This is a genomic window from Saccharothrix luteola, assembly GCF_020859565.1.
In the GTDB taxonomy this organism is placed as follows: Bacteria; Actinomycetota; Actinomycetes; order Mycobacteriales; family Pseudonocardiaceae; genus Actinosynnema; species Actinosynnema luteola.
This window is the reverse complement of the sequence record NZ_JAJHUO010000014.1, coordinates 100906-120843: the sequence shown is the minus strand read 5'-3', so window position 1 is coordinate 120843 and position 19938 is coordinate 100906. Positions and strand designations below refer to the sequence as shown.

Annotated in this window: 24 protein-coding genes and 1 pseudogene; 12 read left to right on the top strand and 13 right to left on the bottom strand. The window is 71.7% G+C overall.

Annotation, left to right across the window (positions count from 1 at the left end):
- The first annotated feature begins 46 nt into the window (after positions 1-46).
- Positions 47-430 carry an HPF/RaiA family ribosome-associated protein gene (locus LNK82_RS20505; protein ID WP_230568640.1) on the top strand — a complete coding sequence of 128 codons (384 nt, stop codon included), beginning with the start codon at positions 47-49 and terminating at the stop codon, positions 428-430.
- 113 nt (positions 431-543) lie between these two features.
- Here LNK82_RS20505 and LNK82_RS20500 read toward each other — a convergent pair whose 3' ends face one another.
- The gene (locus LNK82_RS20500) at positions 544-1413 is read right to left on the bottom strand and encodes a hypothetical protein (protein WP_230568639.1); all 870 of its coding nucleotides are present in this window, start codon (positions 1411-1413) and stop codon (positions 544-546) included.
- Positions 1414-1562: 149 nt separating this feature from the next.
- Entirely contained in the window at positions 1563-1985 is a 423-nt protein-coding gene (locus LNK82_RS20495; protein WP_230568638.1) for a hypothetical protein, read from the bottom strand.
- Positions 1986-1987: 2 nt separating this feature from the next.
- On the opposite strand from LNK82_RS20495, the gene LNK82_RS20490 reads away from it, so the two are divergent.
- Complete coding sequence (locus tag LNK82_RS20490) at positions 1988-2197, top strand: hypothetical protein (RefSeq protein ID WP_230568637.1); 210 nt, start codon at positions 1988-1990, stop codon at positions 2195-2197.
- Positions 2198-2211: 14 nt separating this feature from the next.
- On the opposite strand, the pseudogene LNK82_RS48680 reads toward LNK82_RS20490, so the two are convergent.
- A pseudogene (locus LNK82_RS48680) lies at positions 2212-2577 on the bottom strand (NsdA family TPR-like regulatory protein); the annotation flags it as partial.
- A gap of 451 nt (positions 2578-3028) precedes the next feature.
- Here LNK82_RS48680 and LNK82_RS46905 point away from each other — a divergent pair.
- The 3 genes from LNK82_RS46905 to LNK82_RS20470 all read left to right on the top strand — a co-directional run bounded on the left by LNK82_RS46905 (position 3029) and on the right by LNK82_RS20470 (position 6179).
- Positions 3029-4345, top strand: coding sequence for a hypothetical protein (locus tag LNK82_RS46905; protein ID WP_268996743.1), 1317 nt, complete (start codon positions 3029-3031; stop codon positions 4343-4345).
- Between the two features lie 225 nt (positions 4346-4570).
- A complete protein-coding gene (locus tag LNK82_RS20475; RefSeq protein ID WP_230568636.1) occupies positions 4571-5038 on the top strand; it encodes a calcium-binding protein in 468 nt (155 codons plus the stop codon).
- A gap of 433 nt (positions 5039-5471) precedes the next feature.
- Entirely contained in the window at positions 5472-6179 is a 708-nt protein-coding gene (locus tag LNK82_RS20470) for an AfsR/SARP family transcriptional regulator (RefSeq protein ID WP_230568635.1), read from the top strand.
- A 20-nt stretch (positions 6180-6199) separates the two neighbouring features.
- Here the strand turns inward: LNK82_RS20470 and LNK82_RS20465 are convergent, their stop codons facing one another.
- From LNK82_RS20465 to LNK82_RS20455, 3 genes are all read right to left on the bottom strand, one after another.
- A complete protein-coding gene (locus LNK82_RS20465) occupies positions 6200-6946 on the bottom strand; it encodes a GAF and ANTAR domain-containing protein (RefSeq protein ID WP_230568634.1) in 747 nt (248 codons plus the stop codon).
- Between the two features lie 57 nt (positions 6947-7003).
- Positions 7004-7723: a GAF and ANTAR domain-containing protein gene (locus tag LNK82_RS20460; RefSeq protein WP_230568633.1), complete on the bottom strand. Its 720-nt coding sequence runs from the start codon at positions 7721-7723 to the stop codon at positions 7004-7006.
- A gap of 323 nt (positions 7724-8046) precedes the next feature.
- On the bottom strand, positions 8047-8526 hold the full coding sequence (locus tag LNK82_RS20455) for a DUF5994 family protein (protein ID WP_230568632.1): 480 nt from the start codon (positions 8524-8526) through the stop codon (positions 8047-8049).
- Between the two features lie 361 nt (positions 8527-8887).
- Between LNK82_RS20455 and LNK82_RS20450 the strand changes: the two genes are divergently transcribed.
- Positions 8888-9367, top strand: coding sequence for an STAS domain-containing protein (locus LNK82_RS20450; protein ID WP_230568631.1), 480 nt, complete (start codon positions 8888-8890; stop codon positions 9365-9367).
- Here the strand turns inward: LNK82_RS20450 and LNK82_RS48325 are convergent.
- Positions 9335-9586 (bottom strand): RGCVC family protein, encoded by a 252-nt coding sequence (locus LNK82_RS48325; RefSeq protein WP_372470533.1) that lies wholly within the window; start codon positions 9584-9586, stop codon positions 9335-9337. The genes LNK82_RS20450 and LNK82_RS48325 overlap by 33 nt on opposite strands.
- A gap of 554 nt (positions 9587-10140) precedes the next feature.
- Here LNK82_RS48325 and LNK82_RS20445 point away from each other — a divergent pair.
- Positions 10141-11193, top strand: a complete 1053-nt coding sequence (locus LNK82_RS20445; RefSeq protein WP_230568630.1) for a fatty acid desaturase family protein — start codon at positions 10141-10143, stop codon at positions 11191-11193.
- A gap of 100 nt (positions 11194-11293) precedes the next feature.
- Here the strand turns inward: LNK82_RS20445 and LNK82_RS20440 are convergent, their stop codons facing one another.
- On the bottom strand, positions 11294-12628 hold the full coding sequence (locus LNK82_RS20440; protein WP_230568753.1) for a hypothetical protein: 1335 nt from the start codon (positions 12626-12628) through the stop codon (positions 11294-11296).
- 526 nt (positions 12629-13154) lie between these two features.
- On the opposite strand from LNK82_RS20440, the gene LNK82_RS20435 reads away from it, so the two are divergent.
- Positions 13155-14057 (top strand): calcium-binding protein, encoded by a 903-nt coding sequence (locus LNK82_RS20435; protein WP_230568629.1) that lies wholly within the window; start codon positions 13155-13157, stop codon positions 14055-14057.
- Between the two features lie 194 nt (positions 14058-14251).
- Here LNK82_RS20435 and LNK82_RS20430 read toward each other — a convergent pair whose 3' ends face one another.
- From LNK82_RS20430 to LNK82_RS20420, 3 genes are read right to left on the bottom strand one after another with little or no spacing between them, the layout of a single operon-like run.
- Positions 14252-14560, bottom strand: coding sequence for a TetR-like C-terminal domain-containing protein (locus LNK82_RS20430; protein WP_230568628.1), 309 nt, complete (start codon positions 14558-14560; stop codon positions 14252-14254).
- Complete coding sequence (locus LNK82_RS20425; RefSeq protein WP_230568627.1) at positions 14557-14805, bottom strand: TetR family transcriptional regulator; 249 nt, start codon at positions 14803-14805, stop codon at positions 14557-14559. Before LNK82_RS20425 ends, LNK82_RS20430 begins: the two co-directional genes overlap by 4 nt.
- Positions 14798-15634, bottom strand: a complete 837-nt coding sequence (locus LNK82_RS20420; protein ID WP_230568626.1) for an alpha/beta fold hydrolase — start codon at positions 15632-15634, stop codon at positions 14798-14800. Before LNK82_RS20420 ends, LNK82_RS20425 begins: the two co-directional genes overlap by 8 nt.
- 93 nt (positions 15635-15727) lie before the next feature.
- Between LNK82_RS20420 and LNK82_RS20415 the strand changes: the two genes are divergently transcribed.
- A complete protein-coding gene (locus LNK82_RS20415) occupies positions 15728-16321 on the top strand; it encodes a hypothetical protein (protein WP_230568625.1) in 594 nt (197 codons plus the stop codon).
- A gap of 52 nt (positions 16322-16373) precedes the next feature.
- Here LNK82_RS20415 and LNK82_RS20410 read toward each other — a convergent pair whose 3' ends face one another.
- Positions 16374-16859, bottom strand: a complete 486-nt coding sequence (locus tag LNK82_RS20410; RefSeq protein ID WP_230568624.1) for an RICIN domain-containing protein — start codon at positions 16857-16859, stop codon at positions 16374-16376.
- Positions 16860-17207: 348 nt separating this feature from the next.
- Between LNK82_RS20410 and LNK82_RS46900 the strand changes: the two genes are divergently transcribed.
- Positions 17208-17336, top strand: a complete 129-nt coding sequence (locus tag LNK82_RS46900; protein WP_268996742.1) for a hypothetical protein — start codon at positions 17208-17210, stop codon at positions 17334-17336.
- 111 nt (positions 17337-17447) lie between these two features.
- Complete coding sequence (locus LNK82_RS20405) at positions 17448-17696, top strand: RICIN domain-containing protein (protein WP_230568623.1); 249 nt, start codon at positions 17448-17450, stop codon at positions 17694-17696.
- A 39-nt stretch (positions 17697-17735) separates the two neighbouring features.
- On the opposite strand, the gene LNK82_RS20400 is transcribed toward LNK82_RS20405, so the two are convergent.
- Entirely contained in the window at positions 17736-18800 is a 1065-nt protein-coding gene (locus LNK82_RS20400) for a saccharopine dehydrogenase family protein (protein WP_230568622.1), read from the bottom strand.
- Positions 18801-18871: 71 nt separating this feature from the next.
- Between LNK82_RS20400 and LNK82_RS20395 the strand changes: the two genes are divergently transcribed.
- Positions 18872-19816: a GlxA family transcriptional regulator gene (locus LNK82_RS20395; RefSeq protein ID WP_230568621.1), complete on the top strand. Its 945-nt coding sequence runs from the start codon at positions 18872-18874 to the stop codon at positions 19814-19816.
- Positions 19817-19938: the final 122 nt, after the last annotated feature.

The window sequence follows — 19938 nt, the reverse complement described above, 5'->3', positions numbered from 1 at the left end:
TGTTCCCGGTCGACGCCGAACGCAATCCACAAAGGACGGACAGCGCATGCATGACGCCCCCGAAGGCGCGACGGTCATCGTCCAGCGCCTCCAGCTCGGGACCGGTTTCCTCGCGTCCGAGCACGACTGGGTCTCGGGACACCTGGCCTCCCTCGGATCGCGGTTGCGGTCGTTCCGGGCCGATCAGGTCGACCTGGAGGTCAGCGTGAAGGACCGCCAGGGCGTCGAGCAGCGGGTCACCCTGGAGTGCTGGATCAACCGGAGCCCTCGCCTGCACCTCGTCGCCACGTCCTCGAAGCGGGACTTGCCCGCGGCGCTGAGCGAGGTCCGCGACGAGTTGATCCGGCAGGTCGACGAGGCCAAGACGCGCACCGAACCGCGCAACAACCGCGCGCTGAGGTCGGTGCCCGCGTTGCCCGAGCACGAGTAGGCGACGCCACGCACGGCCCTCCCCGCACGACGCAGGCCGGGCGGGAGGCCGTCGATCGACCTTCCCGCCCGGCCTCGGCCTGGCTCGTTCACCCGGTGTGCCACCGGAAGCGGTCAGCCGGTGCAGTTGGGGACCGCGGGAGTGCTGCCGACGCAGTTGTTGGGGGTGTTGGCGGTGATGGGGGAGTCGGTGGTGGTCATGGTGCCGCCTTGGCGGTACACGCCGCCGGACTGGCCCAGGGCCGATAGCGCGTGGTTGTCGGTCACGGCGGTCTGGGTGAGGGTGGTGGCGGTGGAGTTGATCGCGGAGATGCCGCCGCCGCGGCCGGCGCTGTTGCCGGTGACGAACAGCGGGCTGCCGGTCACGCCGGTGACGGTGAGGGTGCCGCGCAGGCCGTTGTAGAGGCCGCCGCCCTCGCCGAGCGGGGTGGTGTTGCCGGACACCGGGCTGTTGGTGAACGTCGCGGCGGGGGCCTTGCCCGACGGCGTGTCGGCGTTGGCGAGGCCGCCGCCGTTGCCCGAGGCGGTGTTGCCGGTCAGGGTGCTGCCGGTGAGGGTGACCGCGCCGCGGTTGAGGATGCCGCCGCCGTGGCCGACGACGTTGCCGCGGGTGAACGCGACGCCGGTGGTCAGGGTGAGGCTGCCGGTCCGGCCGACCTCGGCGATCCGGAACAGCCCCAGGCCCAGCGGGGACGCGTTGGTGACGGTGGCGGGGCCGATCATCTCGATCGGGGTGGTGATCACCGGTAGCGCGTTGGACGCGCCGCCGTGCGCCGTGGTCATGCCGTAGGTGCAACCGCCCGCCAGGACGAGGGTGTCCGAGGTGGGGGTGGAGTTGGCCAGGTTCACCGCCGCGACCAGGGCGTTCTCATCGCACGCCACCGGAATGGTGATGGCCTGCGCCGCCGGTGTGACGACGATCAGGCCCCCGGTCATGACGGTGGCGCCGATCAAGGCTTTGACGGTGGTGCGGATGTGTCGCATCGGAATCATTTCCTGGAGCAGGATTGAGGGCGACCGGCGTGGCGCGGCGGAGCCGGTGCGTTCGATTTGCCCGGGTGCCACCGCAATTCGAGTGGCTGGTGGCTTCTCGCCCCGTGCAAAAACCCCGGCTCGCCAAACCACCTCTGCGATCAGCGCGGGAGGTGTTTCGCCACCGGGGTCCGGGGTAACAATGCCCAATCTATACCATCGGCCGAACGAACGACCCCTCGTTCACCCGAATGGTTGTCGACGTCGCGACGCGCCGACGGGATCGACCCGCCGGCTCCCGTCGCCGCCCCTCCCCGGGCGGCGGAGGCGGGGCGGAAGGCGCGGATCCGCTCCGGCAGCGCGAGTGCGCCGGGGTGGCCGCGGCGGCGTGCCGCCTCGTCCCGCAGCGGGCGCAGTCGCTCGACCGCTCGGGTCGAGGTCGGCACCTCGCACCGGTCGACCGCTTCGTTGCCCAGCTCGACCGCCGCGTCGACCTGGTCGTCGAGCAGGTGGCAGATCGCGAAGGAGATGAGGCTGAACGCGCGGCTGCGCGCCATGCCGGGCCAGTCCGGTGTAGACGACACCGGTGATCGCGGTGAAGTGGGTGGCGGTGAAGAACGCCGCCCAGGCGGGCACGGGCTCGTCCGACGCCCGCACGAAGGCGTCCCGCGCGCGGGCCAACGACATCGCGACATCGTCCAAACGCCACCATCCGCGCCTGCGCCCAGGCGCGGTTGGCGAAGAAATCGCCCGCCCCAGGTCGTTGTGGTGCAGCGACAACCGCCCGATCCGGTAGTAGACGTTGGACGCCGGCGACGTGTGGTCACCCCGCGCTGCGACGGTCAGCGCCGTGCGGAAGTGCCGCGCCGCCGTGACCGGCAACCCCGTGTCGAAGCAGGACCAGCCCGCCAGGTCGTGCAAGTCGGCCACGGCGGCGTGCAGCGGCCCGGAGACGTCGTCGGCACCGGGGTGTTCGAGCAGCGCCAGGGCGGGCGGCAGGCGCGACACGGCGGCCTCGCGGCAGCGCCCTCCGCCGTGTCGGTGGTCGAGTGCGCGGTGGACGGCGGTGAACGCCACCACGGAGTCGACGTCGGCCATGACGACCCGTCCCCGCACGTCCCACGGTCGATCCGGACCCGAGCCCTCGGTGGGCGTAGTGCTGTCGGGCTGCGTCACAGGACCTCCGGCGGTCGCCGACAAGACGGTGGTTCACCGGGGTCCGGAGCGAACGACCAGAACACCCCACTGCCCCACGGTTGCGGTGTGCGGCTGTTGATCGGTGGTGATCGAAGCAACGCGCGATCCGGAACAGGTCGACCCGACCCGTGAACCCATGACCTGTTGACCGGGTGACGTGCGGTATTCATCCGCACGGATAGTCGGGACAACCCTCGTACTGCGGACTCGTTCGCGTTCAGGGGAGTGCGCCTCGCATTCGGGTGACCGGCGGCGTCGTGCCTTCCGCCGGTCCCGCGGAGACGCGCACGCTGAGCCTTCGAGGGTGTTGGTCGTCCCGGTGCTCTCGTTCATCGGCACCGGATACGTGACCCCGGACCCCGGTCATCCGATCACCCCCCGCGGGGTCCGCGGCATCGGCTCGGACCCACCTCACGGGTGGAGATTGATCATGAAATCAACGTTGCGCGCCGGCACGGCCGGCCGCTTGGGTCGCGTCCTGGTCGGGTTGGGCACGGTGGCCGGTTTCGCACTGGTGGCGCCGGGCACAGCCCATGCTCTCCCGGTCGGGTGCACGCAGACCGGCAACAACTTCGTCTGCACCGCAGGCATTCCCGCCGGCGAAGTCCTCACGGGCACCACGGCGAACAACATCATCACCATCACCGGCGGACCGGTGAACGGGACCGTCAACTCGCTCGCCGGCAACGACACCATCAGCGTCACCGGCGTCGCGGGCGTCGCCGGCTCGAACGGCGCCCCCGGTGCGAACGGCACCGCGGGCACCCCGGCCGGCAGCGCGGGCGGCAACGGCGGCGTCGGCACCGGCGGCGGTGTCGCCGTGGGCGGCACCGGGATCGTCGACGGCGGCCCGGGCACGGACAGCATCAGCGTCACCGGTGGTGCGGGCGGCAACGGGGGCAACGGGGGCAACGGCGGGACCGGCCTCAACAGCGGTGCCGGTGGCGCCGGTGGCAACGGCGGCGTAGCCGGTGTCGGTGTGGCGGGCAACGCCGGGACCATCCACGGTGGCACGGGCAGCGACACCGTCAACGCGACCGGGGGCAAAGGCGGTAACGGCGGCCTCGGCGCGCCGGGCGGCAACGGCGGCCTCGTCGCGGGAGGCGCGGGCGCCGGTGGCATCGGTGGTGCTGCGGGTGTCGGCGGCGTCGGCAACTCCGGAACCGTCAACGGCGGCACCACCGACGCCGGTCTCGACACCGTCACCGCGACCGGTGGTGCGGGTGGATCCGGCGCCGCGGGTGGCGTCGGTGGCTGCGGCAGCGGCGGTGGCGCGGGCGGCGTCGGCGGCGCCGGTGGCGCGGGCGGCATCGGCAACAGCGGAACCGTCAACGGCGGCGCCGGAATCGACACCTTGAAGGCCAACGGTGGCGTCGGCGGAGCCGGCGGCGTCGGTGGCAAGGGCGGTAACGGCATCAGCGCCACCCAGCCCGGTGGCGCGGGTGGCGTCGGGGGTGCGGGCGGCGCCGGTGGTGTCGGCAACTCGGGAGCCGTCAACGGTGAAGTGGGTGCCGACGCCATCACCGTCACCGGTGGCAACGGCGGTAACGGCGGTGCGGGCGGCAATGGCGGCACCGGGTGCAGCGGTCCCGGCGGCGCGGGTGGCCTCGGCGGCGCCGCGGGCGCTGGCGGCCTGGGCAACACCGGTACTGTCGAAGCCGGCGCCACCGTGGTCAACGGCAACAGCGGCTCCGTCGGCCCCAACGGCGTAGCCGGTGTCAACAACGGCGGGATCTGCTCCTGCTGATCGACCGCGGTCACGCGGGAACACCCGGGCCCCGGGCTCGCGGCCACGCCGCCGCGAGCCCGGGGCCCGACCGGCGCGACGCGCGAACGCCGCGCGCGCCGAACGTGACGAAGTGTCGCCTCCGTCAAGTCCTCGGCGGGTGCCGCGACGGCCGTCACGCGCCGGTAACGCCCCCTGGAACACGCTGTGGTCATCCGAATTCCCGGAGATGAAGCGGAGGACGACATGCGAACTCGACAGCTCTACCCGATCCTGGCAGCAGGCGCCTTGGTCATGGGCGGTTTCACGGGAGCCGGCGTCGCCTCGGCGGCGGTCCCGTGCACCATCGGTCCCAACGTGACGCAGAACGACACCACGGTGTTCGGTTCCGGTGGGAACGACACGATCGACTGCACCAGCGCCAACCCGGGCAAGATCATCTACGGCAGCGGTGGCAACGACACCATCACCGGCACCGCCTACATCGACACGATCCACGGCGGCGCGGGCGACGACACGCTCACCGGCCAGGTCGGCGACGACCTGCTCTACGGGGAACTCGGCACGGACACGCTGAACGGCTCCGCGGGCAACGACGCGCTCAGCGGTCCGGGCACCGATGCCGCGCAGGACACCCTCAACGGCGGTGACGACACCGATTCCTGCGGACCCGTCGGCGTGCCGCCGGACCTCCGCAGCAGCTGCGAGTCGTAGCACTCGGGCACCACCGAGATGACGCGCGAACACGAAGGATCGTCGACGACCCGGCCCTGGAAGGGGACCGGGTCGCTCCTCGTGTCGTCCGGAGGTCTCGGGAACGAACCCCCGAACGGGTGGTTTGAGGCGCCGCGCACCCTGCCTCACACATGACGGATTCGAGCGGTGGCAAGGGTTTGACCCCCGCGTGGGGCCGCTCGCCGTGCCCGCGCTGGTAACCTGGTCCGCAGGACGTCAGTCGACGGTTCCACCGCAGCCGGCTCCGATTCGGCCGCGAGCGCGCGTGCTCCGCGCACACCGTGCAAGTCAAAGCCGAAAGGTCTTCCGTGATCATTCTTCCGGGCCTCTTCGACACAACCTCGACTCCGGGCTCATGACCTCACTCGCGGCGCCGGGAGCGCGCTTCGCGCCCCGCGGCCACCAAGCAGGCTTGCACGTCGCTCTCCTCGACGGGTTCCGGCTCACCGGGGGAGCCGACGCCATTCCGGTCCAGGGCGGGGCCGAGCGCCTGCTGGCGTTCATGGCGATGCGCCCGCGGGCGGTGGGGCGGCTGTTCGTGGCGAGTTCACTGTGGGGGGACGCCACCGAAGGCCACGCCTACGCGGCCCTGAGGTCGACGTTGATCCGCATGAACCGCGCTTGCCGGGACACGCTGCTGGTCACCCCGTCGAGCTTGGAGCTCGCGCCCGGCGTCTCGGTCGACCTGCGCGACGCCCAAGCGCTCGCCCACCGCCTGCTCGAAGCCGGTCCGCACGCCGTGGGGGACCTGAGCGTCGAGGCGGTCGCCACCCTGTCGTCGGAACTGCTGCCGCTCTGGTACGACGACTGGCTCGCCTTCGAGGTCGAGGACTGGCGCCAACTCCGGCTCCACGCGTTGGAGGCGGTGGTGGACGGCCTGGTGGAGGCGAGGCGCTTCGGAGATGCCACGGCGGCGGCGAGCGTGGTCGTCCGCGCCGACCCGTTGCGGGAGAGCGCGCAGACCGCCCTCATCCGCGTCCACCTGGCCGAGGGCAACCAGTCCGAGGCGGTGCACGCGTTCGACCGGTTCAGCCGCCTCCTCCACGTGGACCTGGGTCTGGCGCCCACCCCGCAGCTCCGAGACCTGGTCGGCGGCCGGGCCAGGCCACCGCGCGGCTGACCGGCCGAGCTGCCGTCCGGTCAGCGTCGAAGCCGACCGGTGCCGGCGGGCGCGGTGAGCAGTTGCGGGGTGTCGATGTCGCCCGCGATGACGGCGTGGGCGACGCCGCTCAGCTTGAGGTTGTGCCCTCGGGCATAACCGCGCAGCGCCGCGAACGCGGTGTCCATGTCGACCTGGAGGCGTTCTGCCACCAGCCCCTTGGCCTGTTCGACGACCACCCGGCTGTTCAGCGCGGTTTGGAGCTGCTCGGTCAGCACCTGGTGGTGGTGGATCGAACGTTGTTGCAGCAGGCCGATGGTGGCGACGTCGACCAGCGCGGTGGCGGTGCGCAACGCGCCGGCGTCCAGCTCGCCGGACCGGTTCCGGAAGAGGTTGAGCGCGCCGATCACCTCGCTGCGCAGGCGCATGGGCAGCGCGTCCACGGCGGCGAACCCCGCCTCGGCGGCCACCGCGGTGAATCGCGGCCACCGCTCACCCGCCTCCGCCAGGTCGGGGTGGCTGACCCTGGTGCCGGTGGCGAACGCGTCCAGGCAGGGCCCGTCGTCGTTCTGGAGCTGGAAGAGCTCCAGCAGCCGGGCCTGTTCGTTGGACGACGCGATCAGCTGCAACCTGCCCCGCTGGTCGGCCAGCAGCAGCCCCGCGGCGTCGACGTCGAGGAGTTCGACGCACCGGTCCACGAGCATGTGCAGGAAGTCGATGACGTCGAAGTCGTCGACCAGGGTGTCGGCCAACTCGACGAACGTGTCGACGAGACGCTCACCGTCCATCGCGGCCACCTCCGCTGGTGTGCTCAGCACACGGTCTTGTTCCGTACATTCTCACGGTCATCCTCCGTCGCGGTCGAATCGCCGTCGGCGGGCCACGACGTCGGCCGCCAGCGCGTTCAGCGGCACCTGCTCGGCGAACGCCCGGGCGCGCAGGTGGGCGAACGCGTCGGCCATGCCCAGGTCCAGTTGCGCCGCGACCATCCCGGTGGCCTGGTGCACGTGGGGGTTGTGCAGGGGGAGGCCGTCCTCGGCGACGTCCGCCGGGCTCAGGTCGGCCTGCTCGTCCAGCAGCAGCCGCAGGGCCAGTTCCGCGAACGCCAGCGAGTCGGTGAGCGCCGAGGGGTCGAGGTGGCCGACGTCGAGCCGGTACAGCGACAGCACCCCGACCCGGATCGCGCCGACGCACAGCGGCAGCGCGAACAGCGCGGCCGCTCCGGCTTCGACGGCCAGCGGTGCGAACATCGGCCACCGTGCCTGGCTGGACAGGGCGTCGAGATCGGCTACGAGCGCCGGTCCGCCTCCGCGCCAGACGTCGACGGCCGGTCCCTCACCCACGGTCACCTGCAACTCGGCCAGGCGTTCACCCAGCGCGTTCGTGGCGCACCTGACCTCCGGCCAGCCGGAGGTGTCCACGGTGAGCACGGCTCCGCTGACACCCAACCGCGTGATGGCGGCCTGGCAGAGGGCACCGACCGAGACTGGCGTGCCCAGGTCGGCGGCTTCCTCGGCGATCCAGCGGCTCACCTGCGCCAACCGACTGGTGGTGTACCGGGCCATCCGGAGACCTCCCAGCCACCTGGTCGCAGGGCACGATCCGAACCTCCCGCACCGTGGAACACGAACGTCCCACTCTACGCACCGCGACCCCACAGTCCGCCGACCGGAGCGCGACGCCGGAACTCTCACCCGAATGCGCAGCGAGGTCGTGCGACCCGCGCCGCCGGACGGCAGGCGAGGGCGATCAGCGTTGAGCGGGAGGCGGCCGACGGCGGCTCGCGTTCACCCGGACACGCCTGCGCCACAGCGGGACGCGACGACGCCGATCGGTGGATCGGGCGCCGCGGCTGGAGGAGGTGTGGCCGTCCGCCCCGACGGGGCGGTCACGACGCGACCTCGTCCTCGTAAAGGAGCATTTCCCGTCGACGGCCGCGCTCGACCGTCCGCCGGCCGGGGAGGGCGGCGGTGCCGGCACGCCGGGCGGCGACGGTGTTCCACTCCAGGACGTCTTCGACGGTGGCGGTCGAGCCGGTGTGGGCGGCGGCGCGCATCGCGGCCCGTGCGGCGTCGCCCGGCGTGGCCGGCGGGATCACCAGCAGCCGGGTCCGGACGCGGTCAGGTCCGACCGGGGCGACCGTGTGCGGCCGCGTGGTGCGGAAACCTTCCATGCGCACCACCGTGCCGTGCACGGTGAGACCCAGTCTGACGGCGTCCCACGCGTCGAGGTCGTAGGAAAACCGTTGCACGGGCAGCCCCAGCGCGGCCATGGCGGTGATCAGCGGGGGGAACTCGGTCGCCGGGTCCGTGGACCACGGCCACCAGCCACCGTCGACGGAGCCCGGCTCGTCGGTGTGGGGTTTCACCGCCTACCGGCATCGAGGCCCTGTGACCGGGCGGGTGGTGGGGGGACCTGGCTGGTTCGAGGTCAACTCGGCGTTCCCGCCTCCGGCCGGACCGGCCGGAATCGTGGTGCGCCCAAGGCGGTGCCGGCTCGAACGCCGGCGCTCGACGCCCTCGGTACCTCCCACATTACACCGGTGAACGCCTCGAAAAGATTTTCGAGGCGTTCGGCATGAGGTGCAGAAAAGTCCGAAGTGCTCGGAATTCATTCGGATGAGGTTTGAAAACGCCTTGTGGGGGGATCTCGCCGGGCGATACGCTGGAAACCTGAAACTCGTCAGCCGCCCGGACCCCGCGGACGCCACGCTTCGGCGAGGAGAGCCCGTGAGTACCGACGTCCGAAGTGCCGCTCGACCGCCGTTGCGGGAAGTCATGGTCCCGTCGCCCGGCGAACTCCTGGTGGTCGCGGTACGGCCGCTGTCGGCTGTCGCCGTGCTGTGCGCGGTGTCCGGTGAAGTGGACCTCTCCACCGCGCCCCACCTGCGCAACCACCTCTTGGGGCAGATCAGCTCCCGCGGGCCGGACCTGGTGGTCGACCTCGGCGAGGTGGGCTTCCTCGGCGCGGCCGGTCTCACCGTCCTGGTGGAAGCCAGGGCCGCGGCCGCGGCGTCCGGGGTGGGACTGTACGTCGTGGCCCGGACCCGTCCGGTGCTGCGGCCGCTGGCCGTCACCGGACTGGACGTCGAGTTCGAGGTGTTTCCCCGAGTCGGCGACGTGCCGTCACGGCGTCCCGCTGAGGCGTCCTCCGCGCGCCGAGGCCCAGCGCCGGCATCAGGCCCGGTCGCTGACGTTCGCCTGGCCTGACTTGCCGTAGGTCGCGGCGCTCGACTCGGTGGAGCACAGGCAACCCCGGTGCAGGTCACCCGCCCGGGTCGCGGCGCAGAACCGCTGTGCGAGGGCGTCGTGGGCGTCCGCCGGATATCGGTCCGTCCTTCGTGTGGTCGAGGCGTCGTGCCCGATGCGTTGCCGTCGCGCACGTCTGACCGCAGGCGGGAGGATTCCCGACCCGTTCTCCGGGAACACCTCGAATGAGATCGACTTTGCATGCACTCGGCGTTCTCCCGTGATCGACTCTTCATTCGATCTCGAATCGTCGCGGTGGAACGCTCGACGTGCGCGTCGTTCGATCGGCGAGCAGCGACCCCACTTGCGGGGACGAGCGGTCGGTGCGACCGTAGAGGTCCATCGTGGTGGCGCCCGTAGGATTCAACGGCGTCGCCCGCAGTGGGAAATGCCGCCCCGGACCCCGGCGGCCTGTGGTCACACCAGGCGCGATCGGGAGGTTTGCGGTGAACGGACCGGCATGTGCCGTGCGGCACACGGGGACGATTGTGGGAACCCGCCGACTGTCGGCCGCGTTGGCTCGATGACGGGCAAATGCGGTTGCTTCGCACCCGTCCACCGAAAACCCCCGGGCGTCCAACGGCCCGCACTTCCGTGGGCTTGGTGATCCTCGCGAACGGCCACGCCGACTGACCGGCCGGCCCACCTCCCCTCCCAGGCCCCACTCCACCCCCAGGTCGCGGACACCGGGGTAGCGGAGCGGACGCGTCCGTCCACCCGGAAAGCAGATGTTCATGACCTCCTCACCCACCGCCGAGGCACGACCTCCCGATGCCCGGCAGGGCAGTGACTTCGCCCGCTTGACGCGGCAGCTCAAGGACGCCGGCCTGCTCGACAGGCGCCGCGGGTACTACGCGACGAGGATGACGATCAACGTCCTGCTGCTCGCGGCTACCGGAACGGCGATGGCGCTGCTGGGCGACTCGTGGTGGCAGGTGCTGACCGCGGTGCTCCTGGCGGTGGTCTCCACCCAGTTCGCCTTCATCGGCCACGACGCCGGGCACCGGCAGATCTTCCGCTCCCACCGCCACAACGACCTCGTGGGCCACCTGCACGGCGGTGTCACCGGGATCAGCTACCAGTGGTGGGTCGGCAAGCACAACCGCCACCACGCCAACCCCAACCACGAGGACCACGACCCCGACATCGAGATCCACGCCATCGCCTTCAGCCGTGAGCAGGCCGGCGACAAGCGCGGCCTGTACCGGTGGATCACCAAGTACCAGGCCTTCCTGTTCTTCCCGCTGCTGCTGGTCGAGGCGGTCGTGCTGCGGATCTCGGGTCTGCAGGCGCTGTGGCACGGCGAGCTCAAGCACCCCTGGCGGGAGGCCGCGCTGCAGCTCCTCCCGGCGGCGGCGTACCTGACCGCGGTGTTCCTGCTGCTGTCCCCGCTGAAGGCCGTCGTGTTCATCGCGGTCCACCAGGGACTCATGGGCGTCTACCTGGGCTGCTCCTTCGCCCCCAACCACAAGGGGATGCCCATCATCGCCAAGGGGCAGCGCCTTGACCACCTGCGCAAGCAGGTCCTCACCTCCCGCAACGTCACGGGTGGCCGGTGGGTCGACGCACTGCTCGGCGGCCTCAACCACCAGGTGGAGCACCACCTCTACCCGCACATGCCCCGCCCCAACCTCCGCCGCGCACAGCCCGTCGTCGAGGACTTCTGCGCCCGCAACGGCATCCCCTACAGCAAGGCCGGCCTGTGGTCCTCCTACGCCCAAGTGCTGCGCCACCTGCACGACGCCGGCGCGCCCCTGCGCTCCGGACACCGCGCGCCGTCGGGCTGAGAGAGCGGCGGACGCGAACTCCGCCGGCGACCACGACCGGGGCCGGTGTGCCTGGCGATCGCCACGCACACCGGCCCCGTGACGGGCCTGTCGCCGCCGATCAGCAGGTGCAGGCGCCACCGTTGTTGACGCCGGCCACGCCGTTGGCGCCGACCAGACCGGAAGCGCCACCGGAGTTGGTGATGGTGTTCACCCCGGTGCCGCCGTCGACGGTTCCGGCGTTGCCCGTGCCGGCCGCACCCGCGGCGCCGCCCAGACCGCCCGCGCCGCCGGGACCGGCGCACCCGGTGCCACCGTTGCCGCCGGCGCCACCGTTGCCACCGCCACCGCCGGTGTTGGTGATGACGTCGTTGTCGGCGTCACCGTTGACGGTCCCGGAGTTGCCCCCGCCCCCGGCGCCACCGGCACCGCCGACGCCACCCGCTCCACCGGGCTGCGTGGCGCTCAGACCGTTGCCGCCCTTGGCTCCGAGGCCGCCGGCGCCACCGAGACCGCCCTTGGTCTTGAGGGTGTCCGCCCCTGAGCCGCCGTTGACGGTCCCGGAGTTGCCGATGCCACCCGCGCCGCCGGCGCCGCCCACGCCACCCGCGCCGCCGCCGCTACCGCAGCCGCCGACCCCACCGGAGGAACCCGCACCGCCGGCACCGCCGGTGGTGGTGATGTTGTCGATGCCGGTGTCCGCAGCGCCACCGTTGACGTTCCCGGAGTTGCCGACACCGCCGACGCCCGCGGCGCCACCGATACCGCCGGCACCCGCTCCGCCTGCCGTGGCCCCGCCGTTGCCGCCCAGTCCGCCGACGCCGCCGAGGCCGCCCTTGCCGCCGGTCGCGTTGACGGTGTCGCCGCCGACCCCGCCGTTGACGGACCCGACGTTGGCGGCCCCGCCCGCGCCGCCGACGCCGCCGTTGCCGCCGGCACCGCCCGCGCCGCTGTTCAGGCCGATGCCGCCGACGCCGCCTGCGCCGCCATTGCCGCCGCCACCGCCGGTGACGGTGATCTGGTCGGTGCCGTCACCGCCGTCGACGATGCCGGTGCCGCTGATGCCGACGCCGCCGCTGGTCCCGACGCCGCCGTTGCCGCCGGCGGTCCCGGCGGGGGTGCCCGCCGTGCCGTTCGCTCCGGGAGGGCCTGTCGCCCCGTTGAGGCCGGCGGCGCCGGTGATGATGATCGTGTCGTTGCCGCCCAACCCCCTGATCGTGCCCGCGACGGAGCCGCCGGTGATCGTGATGGTGTTGGCGTTGGCGGTGCCGTCGAGGACCTGGCCGGCGGGGACGCCCGCCGTGCAGGTCACGTTCTCGCCGGACCGGACACACCCGGCCGGGTCGGCGGCGTGGGCGGAGCCGGGAGCCACCAGGGCGAACCCCGCCACGGTTCCCAGCCCGATCAGAGCACGTCGAACCCGTACTGCCGTGGTGCTGCGCGTGGTCGATCGCATGACTTTTCTCCACATCGTGTAGTGGTTCGGTTCTTCCTCGGCGCCGTTGATGAGGCACGAGGAGGTCTGTCGTGGTGAGAACGCGGCTTTTCTGGTTGATCTGCCGCCACCGGGGCGTTTTGCCTGGGTGACCGGTGAGTGCGATCTCGTCGGCGGTCACTGCCGCGCATCGGACCTGGCCGCGCTCCCGGGGCAACCCTGTTCCTCATTCGTCATATTTGCAAGTTGAACGGCGGTTCGTCATCTGGTTGCGAGGAATTCCCGGCCACGGAGGAATTATCCACCTCGGACGCGGGCGCGAGGGGCAAACATTGATTCGAGTGTTTCTCGTCGCCGCCGCCGCCGTTCGATTCCGGCCAGGGATTCCGCCGGTGGGTGTCCGATCGGATCTCATCGGATCATGCATCGCACGCACCCGGCGAGCCGTCCGGCTGACGTACGGACCGTGCGTCCATTCGGGCGACGTTGCGCCGATCTTTGCTGCAACAGGAGTAACGTTCTGCGTCACACCCCAGACCTCGGTGACGTGACCCAGGCCGCCATGAGCGGTTCGCATCACGAGCCGAGGTTTTCGCATGTGGAGGAAGTGGGCACCGGCAGCCGCGCCGGGCTGTGGGGGGCGCGATTCGCGCCAGGTCGGGTTCTCGCCAGCGCATCACGCTGTGCGAGTCATCGCCAACAATGTGTCAAGGAAATGAACATGAGAATCCTGCAGAGCCAGTTCCGTCGAGGAGTCGTCGCCACGCTGGCCGGCGTCTTCGCCGTCCCGTTCTTATGGGCGGTAAGCCCTCTGACCGCTCACGCCGCTGTGAACTGCGTCGTGAGCGCCGGCGTGACCCAGACCGACACCGTCGTCACCGGAACTCCCGGGAACGACACGATCGACTGCGGCGGCACGAACCCCGCCAAGACGATCAACGGCAACGGTGGCAATGACACCATCACCGGTTCGGACTTCAACGACACGATCAACGGTGGCGACGGGAACGACACCCTCACCGGCGGCACCGGCGACGACACCCTCACCGGCGGCCTGGGCATCGACACCATCTCGGGAAGCGCCGGGAACGACACGCTCATCGGCGCGTCCAACGACGGCAGCCAGGACAGCCTCGACGGCGGCCTCGGCACCGACACCTGCCAGGGACCCGCGCCGGACCCCGACATCCACGCGAGCTGCGAGAACACGAGCACCCCGCCAGGATCGGGACCGGGCTCGGGCACGGGTAACGCGACCGAGCTGTGCATCGCGACCGGTGGCGTGCTCACCCTCACCGTGAACCCGGTGGGCTACGTCTGCGTGTTCAACCCGCTCGGGTCCACCGACCGGCGCGTTTCCGAGGCCCGTGCCATCTGCACCGGAGCCGGCGGAACCTTCGTGAACCTGCTCCCCCTGAGCTACTCCTGCCTCCTGCCGACCACGCCGTAACCACTCGCACCACCGGTCGATCCAGTGGCCCGTCACCCGGCTCCGGCTGGGTGGCGAGCCACTGATGCGATCACAGCGGGTTGCGGCCGGGTGTCGACGTGCCGGTCAAGCGCACCCGGTGTCCTGACAGGACTTGTCACCGCCCGTGCGGTCCAGGCCACCAAGTGCAGGTCCCGCTTCCTCGTGGGTGAGGTTCACGTGCGGTGGAGGGGTGTTCGCAGACCGGTGACCACCATGTGGATCAGCAGGTCGTAGGTGTCGTCCAGCTTTTCGGGTCGTTGGAACGCGTTCTGCGCTTCCAGCACCGCGAAGCCGTGCATGGCCGCGCGCAGGCAGCGGACCGCGTGGATGGCTTCGGCGTCCTGCATGTCCCAGGCGCGCAGGGCGGCCAGCATGATGTCGACCAGCCTCTCCCCGGCCTGCGCCACCATCGGCTCGGGTGCCTGGACGAGAGCGGAGTAGCGGTGCGGGTGCTCCAGCACGTACTCGCGCCAGGTTGTCATGAGCGCGCGGATCGCCTCCGGCCGAGCACCGCCCCGCCGATCCGCACGGCCAGGTCGTCCATGATCCGCACCGACATGAGCGCGCGCAGCTCGGCCAGGTTGCGGACGTGCTTGTAGAGCGACGGCGTGGCCACGCCCGCACGGGAGGCCACTGCCGCCAGGGTCAGCGCGGCGGCGCCCTCCTCGTCGACCAGGCGCAGCGCGACGTCGACCACCGCGTCCGCGGACAGCGCCGCCCTAGCCACGGGTGTCCGCACCGAGGAAGGCCAGGACCGCCGCGGCGACCTCGGCCGGGAACTGCACGTGCGGGTAGTGGCCCGCCCCCTCGATCACCTCGACCCGGCCCAACCCTGGCGGCATGGCCGCCACGATTCCCTCGCCTTCGGCGCGCGCATCGGTCCAGTCGGGGTCCAGCGAGCCCTCGACGACCAGGGCGGGGCAGCGGATGTCGCCGAGCCGGGCGCCCGCGTCGGTGGGCGCGGACATGCCCATGCTGCCCACCACCGCCATCCGGCCGGGCCTGCGCAGGTCCGCGTCGAGCGCGGCGACGTGCTCGGCGAAGCCCGCCGGCTTGGCGCCGGGGTAGGCGTGGTCGAGGTAGCGCTTCCACAGCCCGACGCTGCGGAACACCCCCGCGCCCATGAGCAGCAGCATCCCCTTGCGGTAGCGGGGGTTGGAGAGCAGGCCGCCGAAGTCGACCTTCTGCGCCCGGGTGAACGGGCTGATCTGCACGATGGCGCTGACCGACTCGGGCTCCTGCGCGGCCGCGATGGTGACGGAGCCGCCGGTGAACGAGTGACCCACGAGCACGGCCGGACCGCCCAGGTGCCGGACCACGGCGAGCAGGTCGGCCGCCGAGTCGGTGCGGCTGTAGGAGGCCCAGCCGGTGCTGGACTCGCCGTGGCCACGCTGGTCCACGCTGGCGACCCGGTACCCGGCGTCGGCCAGTCGGACGGCCACCTCGCGGTAGGCGGCCCGGTTGTCGCCCATGCCGTGGGCCAGCACGATCAGCGGCCCCTCGCCGATCACCTCGTAGGCGAGCAGGCCGCCGTCCAGCTCCAGGAACTGCGTCATGTGGATCCCCTCACGGCTAATGGCTATAGCTAACAAGCTAATGGCATTAGCCTTGGCTGTCAACCGACTCGTACGGGCGGTACCGCCGCGCCGATGATGGGTCACCGTCGGCCGGTCGATGGACGAACACCGAGCCGTCCGAGCTCGGCCTGCTGCAGGCAGCTGCAGGAAGCCGGCGGCACGCCGGTCACCTCGGGCACCGTCACGTCGACGACGCCGAACGCGACCGTCTCCTGGCAGGTGCCGGCGCCGCTCACGGCCGCAACGGCGTACCGGTTCCGGGTCAAGGCGACGAAGAGCAGCGTCGAGGCGGCATCGCCGTGGCTCACCTTAACCCCGGACTTCGTCGCACCGGCCGTGCCCGCGGTCGCGTCCACGGGCTACCCGGAAGGCTGCTGGGCCGGCGGCACCGGCACGCCCGGGTCGTTCACCGTCACCCCACCGACCGCGGACGTCTCGTGGGTGGTGTGGCGACTCGACGACGGCCCGTGCCAGGAGGTGCCGTACTCCGGCACGCCGCGGTCGTGGGTTCGCACAGGACGGCAAGGTGTGTGGCCGTTGGCGAAGGTGAGGTTGGCGCTGCCCGCGAACGGGGTGGTCTGCGTTTCGGCCAAGGGTGTCCACGTGCCATTGAACGCGGTCTTGGTCCAGGACCGGAAGTGCGGCCTCTTCCAGTTCTTCCGCTGAACGGGGCACCGCCCGCGCTGTGGCACGAGCGGTGCCCCGTTCAGGTCCCGGGTCAGACGCTGCGACGGGTGAAGCGTTGGTTGGGGCTGGAGGCGTTGTAGGTGTAGAGGGAGATGCGGGCGCCGTCGGTGGTCAGGTACTCCCAGACGTCCAGGGCCAGGCCGGATTCGCGGTTGACGAGGCTGATCACGTTGTTGCCGTGGTCGACCACGCGCCACTGCTGGCCGGTGGCGGTGGAGTCGGGTTGTTGCACGACGTTCGCGCCGGTGGTGGTGCCGGTGGGCTGGAGGAACAGGCCGCTGTGCCGTGCCTTGAGCTTGACGTGGCCGTCGGCGGCGGTGACGAACTCGAACTGCTGGTTGGTGCCGTTGGTGAGGGTCCGCTGGACGAGCCCGGCGCCGGCGGCGGTGGAGGCGCCGCTGATCTCGGCGGCCTTGCCGCTGTGCTGGGCCACCAGGGTGTAGGTGCCCGGCACGGTGGGGGTGGTGCCGAGCTGTGCCTCCCACCTGGTGTTGGACCCGGACGCGTCCGCGGCCATCCGCAGCGAGCCGTCCGCCGCGGCGAATCAGAGTGCAGACGGTCGCCGCCACGGCGATCGGCGTCCTGACCGGCGGCCTGATGGTCGTCGAGCGTGGCCTCGGCGACCGGGTGGGCGACATTCGTCGCGTCGGGGCGAGCGTGGCGGCGTCCGATGTGGACCAGGACCGGCTCATCCCGGCCGGCGGTGCGGTGCGAAGCGGCTGTCTCGACGAACGTTGGTCCCGGACAACGACGATCGATGGAAGGCGACCAATGAAGGCCTTCGTCGGAAGGGCGCGACACGAGGATCACCAGGCGGCTGCCGGCACTCGGGGCGGCGCTCGGCCTGGCCGTGAGTGCGGTGGTCGTGGCGGCCGCTCGCGCGCAGGCGCCACCGGTCACCGTCACCAACGGCACGCAGTTCACCGACACCTCCGGCGGGGTCGTGCACGCGCACGGCGGCGGCGTGCTGAAGGTCGGCGACTACTGCTACTGATTCGGCGAGAACCTCCACGCCAACAACACGTTCCGCGCGGTCTCGGTCTACCGCTCCACCGACGACTCGCAGTACGCGTGGCTGCCGATCACGTTCCCCTCGAACACGAGCATGAGCCTGTGCCTGGATGTCGCGTCGGCGTCCACAGCGGACGGTGCGAACGTCGTCCAGTACACCTGCGGAAGCGGTACCAACCAGCAGTGGCAGTGGGGCGCGACCGGCAGCTACTTCCAGGTGCGGGCCCGGCACAGCGGCAAGTGCCTCGACGTGGTCAACGCCGACACCGCCGACGGCGCCGACATCCAGCAGTACACGTGCGGCTCCAGCACCAACCGGCAGTGGACCAGGACCCAGTCATGAGCCGGCCCAGCTAGCCGGTGCACGCCCCATCGGCACGCCCTACGCCGAATCGGCCGCGCGCACCGGCCTGGCGGACGCTCGCGCCGACCGCTGAACCGCGATGGCACCGGCATCCCGTTCCAACGTGGCGAGGACATCGGCGGCGTCGAAGGCTTCGCCGGGAGCCGCGGCGCCCGGGCCCCGGTGGCGTCCGTCCAGGAGCCGGACGGCCCCTTCGACGACGATCGGCGCGGTGACGGCGTAGATGTCGCGTCCGGTCGCACTGGTCCGCCGGGTGTCGGCGCCGTGGCGCACGAGGACGTCCACGACGAACCGCTGTGCCGATCGTCCGTGCTCGTCGGTCGAGACCGGTGCCGGCGTGGCGTCGTCGCGGAGGTCCTCGAGCGGGGCGGTGTTGAGGTAGGAGCGGAGCTCGCCCACGTCGAGGTGGCGATCGATGGTGATCACCTCGGAGAACGGCATCTGCACGACCGACTGCTCACCCAGCGGCGAAGGGTAGGACCAGGTGCCGGACGGTGCCGGGCTCTCCAGTGCGGTCAGCGCGTTGCCGCGGATCACCAGGCGGGTCGCGGTGTTGCGCGCCCCGGTGACCCTGGTGCCGGCGGTCGGCCACCAGCGGTCCAGGCCGATCGCGACCTCGACCTCGTCGGCGCGCGAGCCGCCGTCCAGCGCGGCCGTGACCAGCAGGTCGGCGAGACCGCCGTAGAAGGCCATGGCGGGGACGACGGCGACGCCCGCGGCTCGGGCAGGTGCGTCGAGGTCGCGGTAGAGCGCCTGCACGACCGGCTGCTCGGCGGTGACGTCGAGGTAGTGGGCGCCCGCCTGGACCGCGGCCTGGGCGAGGGGGAGGGCGGTGTCGAGGAACGGCCCGGCGCAGTTGATGACCGCGCCGGTGCCGGCCACCGCCCGCCGGAGCAGGTCGGGATCGTCGATGCCCACGACCCGGCGTTCGAGGGCCGCGTGTCGCGGTGGGACGGCGGCCAGGCGTTCGGCGCTGCGGCCGGCCAGCACGGGAACGAGCCCGCGCCGCAGCAGTTCGTCGACGACGAAGCGTCCTGTGTGGCCGGTGGCGCCGTAGACGAGGACTCGATCGGTTGCGTTCACGAGACCATCGTCGGGTGCGACACCGGTCCAGGACGAGTGTCCGAAACGACGTGCGCCGTACAATATGAGACATGCTCAGGGTTGCCCTCGTCCTGCACGGCTCCGCGATGCTGTACGAGATCGCGATCGCGTCCGAGGTCTTCGGCATCGACCGATCGGACCTGTCTCCCACGGGCCAGTGGTACGACCTCGTGGTCTGCACCGCCGACGGCGCTCCGCACCCCTGGCTGGCGCACCTGCCGACCACGTCGTACGCCGGGATCGCCCACGTCGACACCGTCGTCGTGCCCTCGTCCGACGACCTCGACGACAACCCCGACCCCGAGCTCCTCGACGCGCTGCGCGCGGCCCACGACCGCGGCGCCCGCATCGTCTCCCTGTGCACCGGCGCGTTCGTCCTGGCGGCGGCCGGGGTGCTCGACGGCCGGGTCGCGACGACGCACTGGATGCACGCCGAGGACCTCGCCCGCCGCTACCCGCAGGTCGACGTCCGGCCCGACGTGCTCTACGTCGACGAGGGCGACGTGCTCACCTCGGCCGGCAAGACGGCGGCGCTCGACCTGTGCCTCCACCTGGTGCGACGCGACCTCGGCGCCGCGGCCGCCAACGGGATCGCCCGGCGGCTCGTCGTGCCCGCCCACCGAAGCGGCGGCCAAGCGCAGTTCATCACCCCACCCGCCGAGCCACGACGCCCGGACGGTCTCGCACCCACCCTCGAATGGGCGCGCGCCCGTCTCGACCAGCCCCTGACCGTGCGCGACCTCGCCGGGCACGCCAACCTCAGCACCCGCCAACTTGCCCGCCGCATGCAGGCCGAACTCCGGTCCGGACCACTCGACTGGCTCCACCACCAGCGGATCGCCCGCGCCCAAGAGCTCCTCGAACGCACCGACGCCACGATCGACCACATCGCGGCCTGCTGCGGCATGGGAACCTCCACCACCCTGCGCCGGCACTTCCACCGCGTCCTCGGCGTCACCCCCACCGCGTACCGGGCAACGTTCCGCGTGGAGTGACACCGCAGACGGCGTGCGTGTCGGGCCGGCGTGGCGGCGCGATGGGTTCCCCCGCGCTGCGGCAGTGTGTACCGCCATGGGAACGCTGACCTGCGGCATGAACGTCTCGCGCACGCGGATGG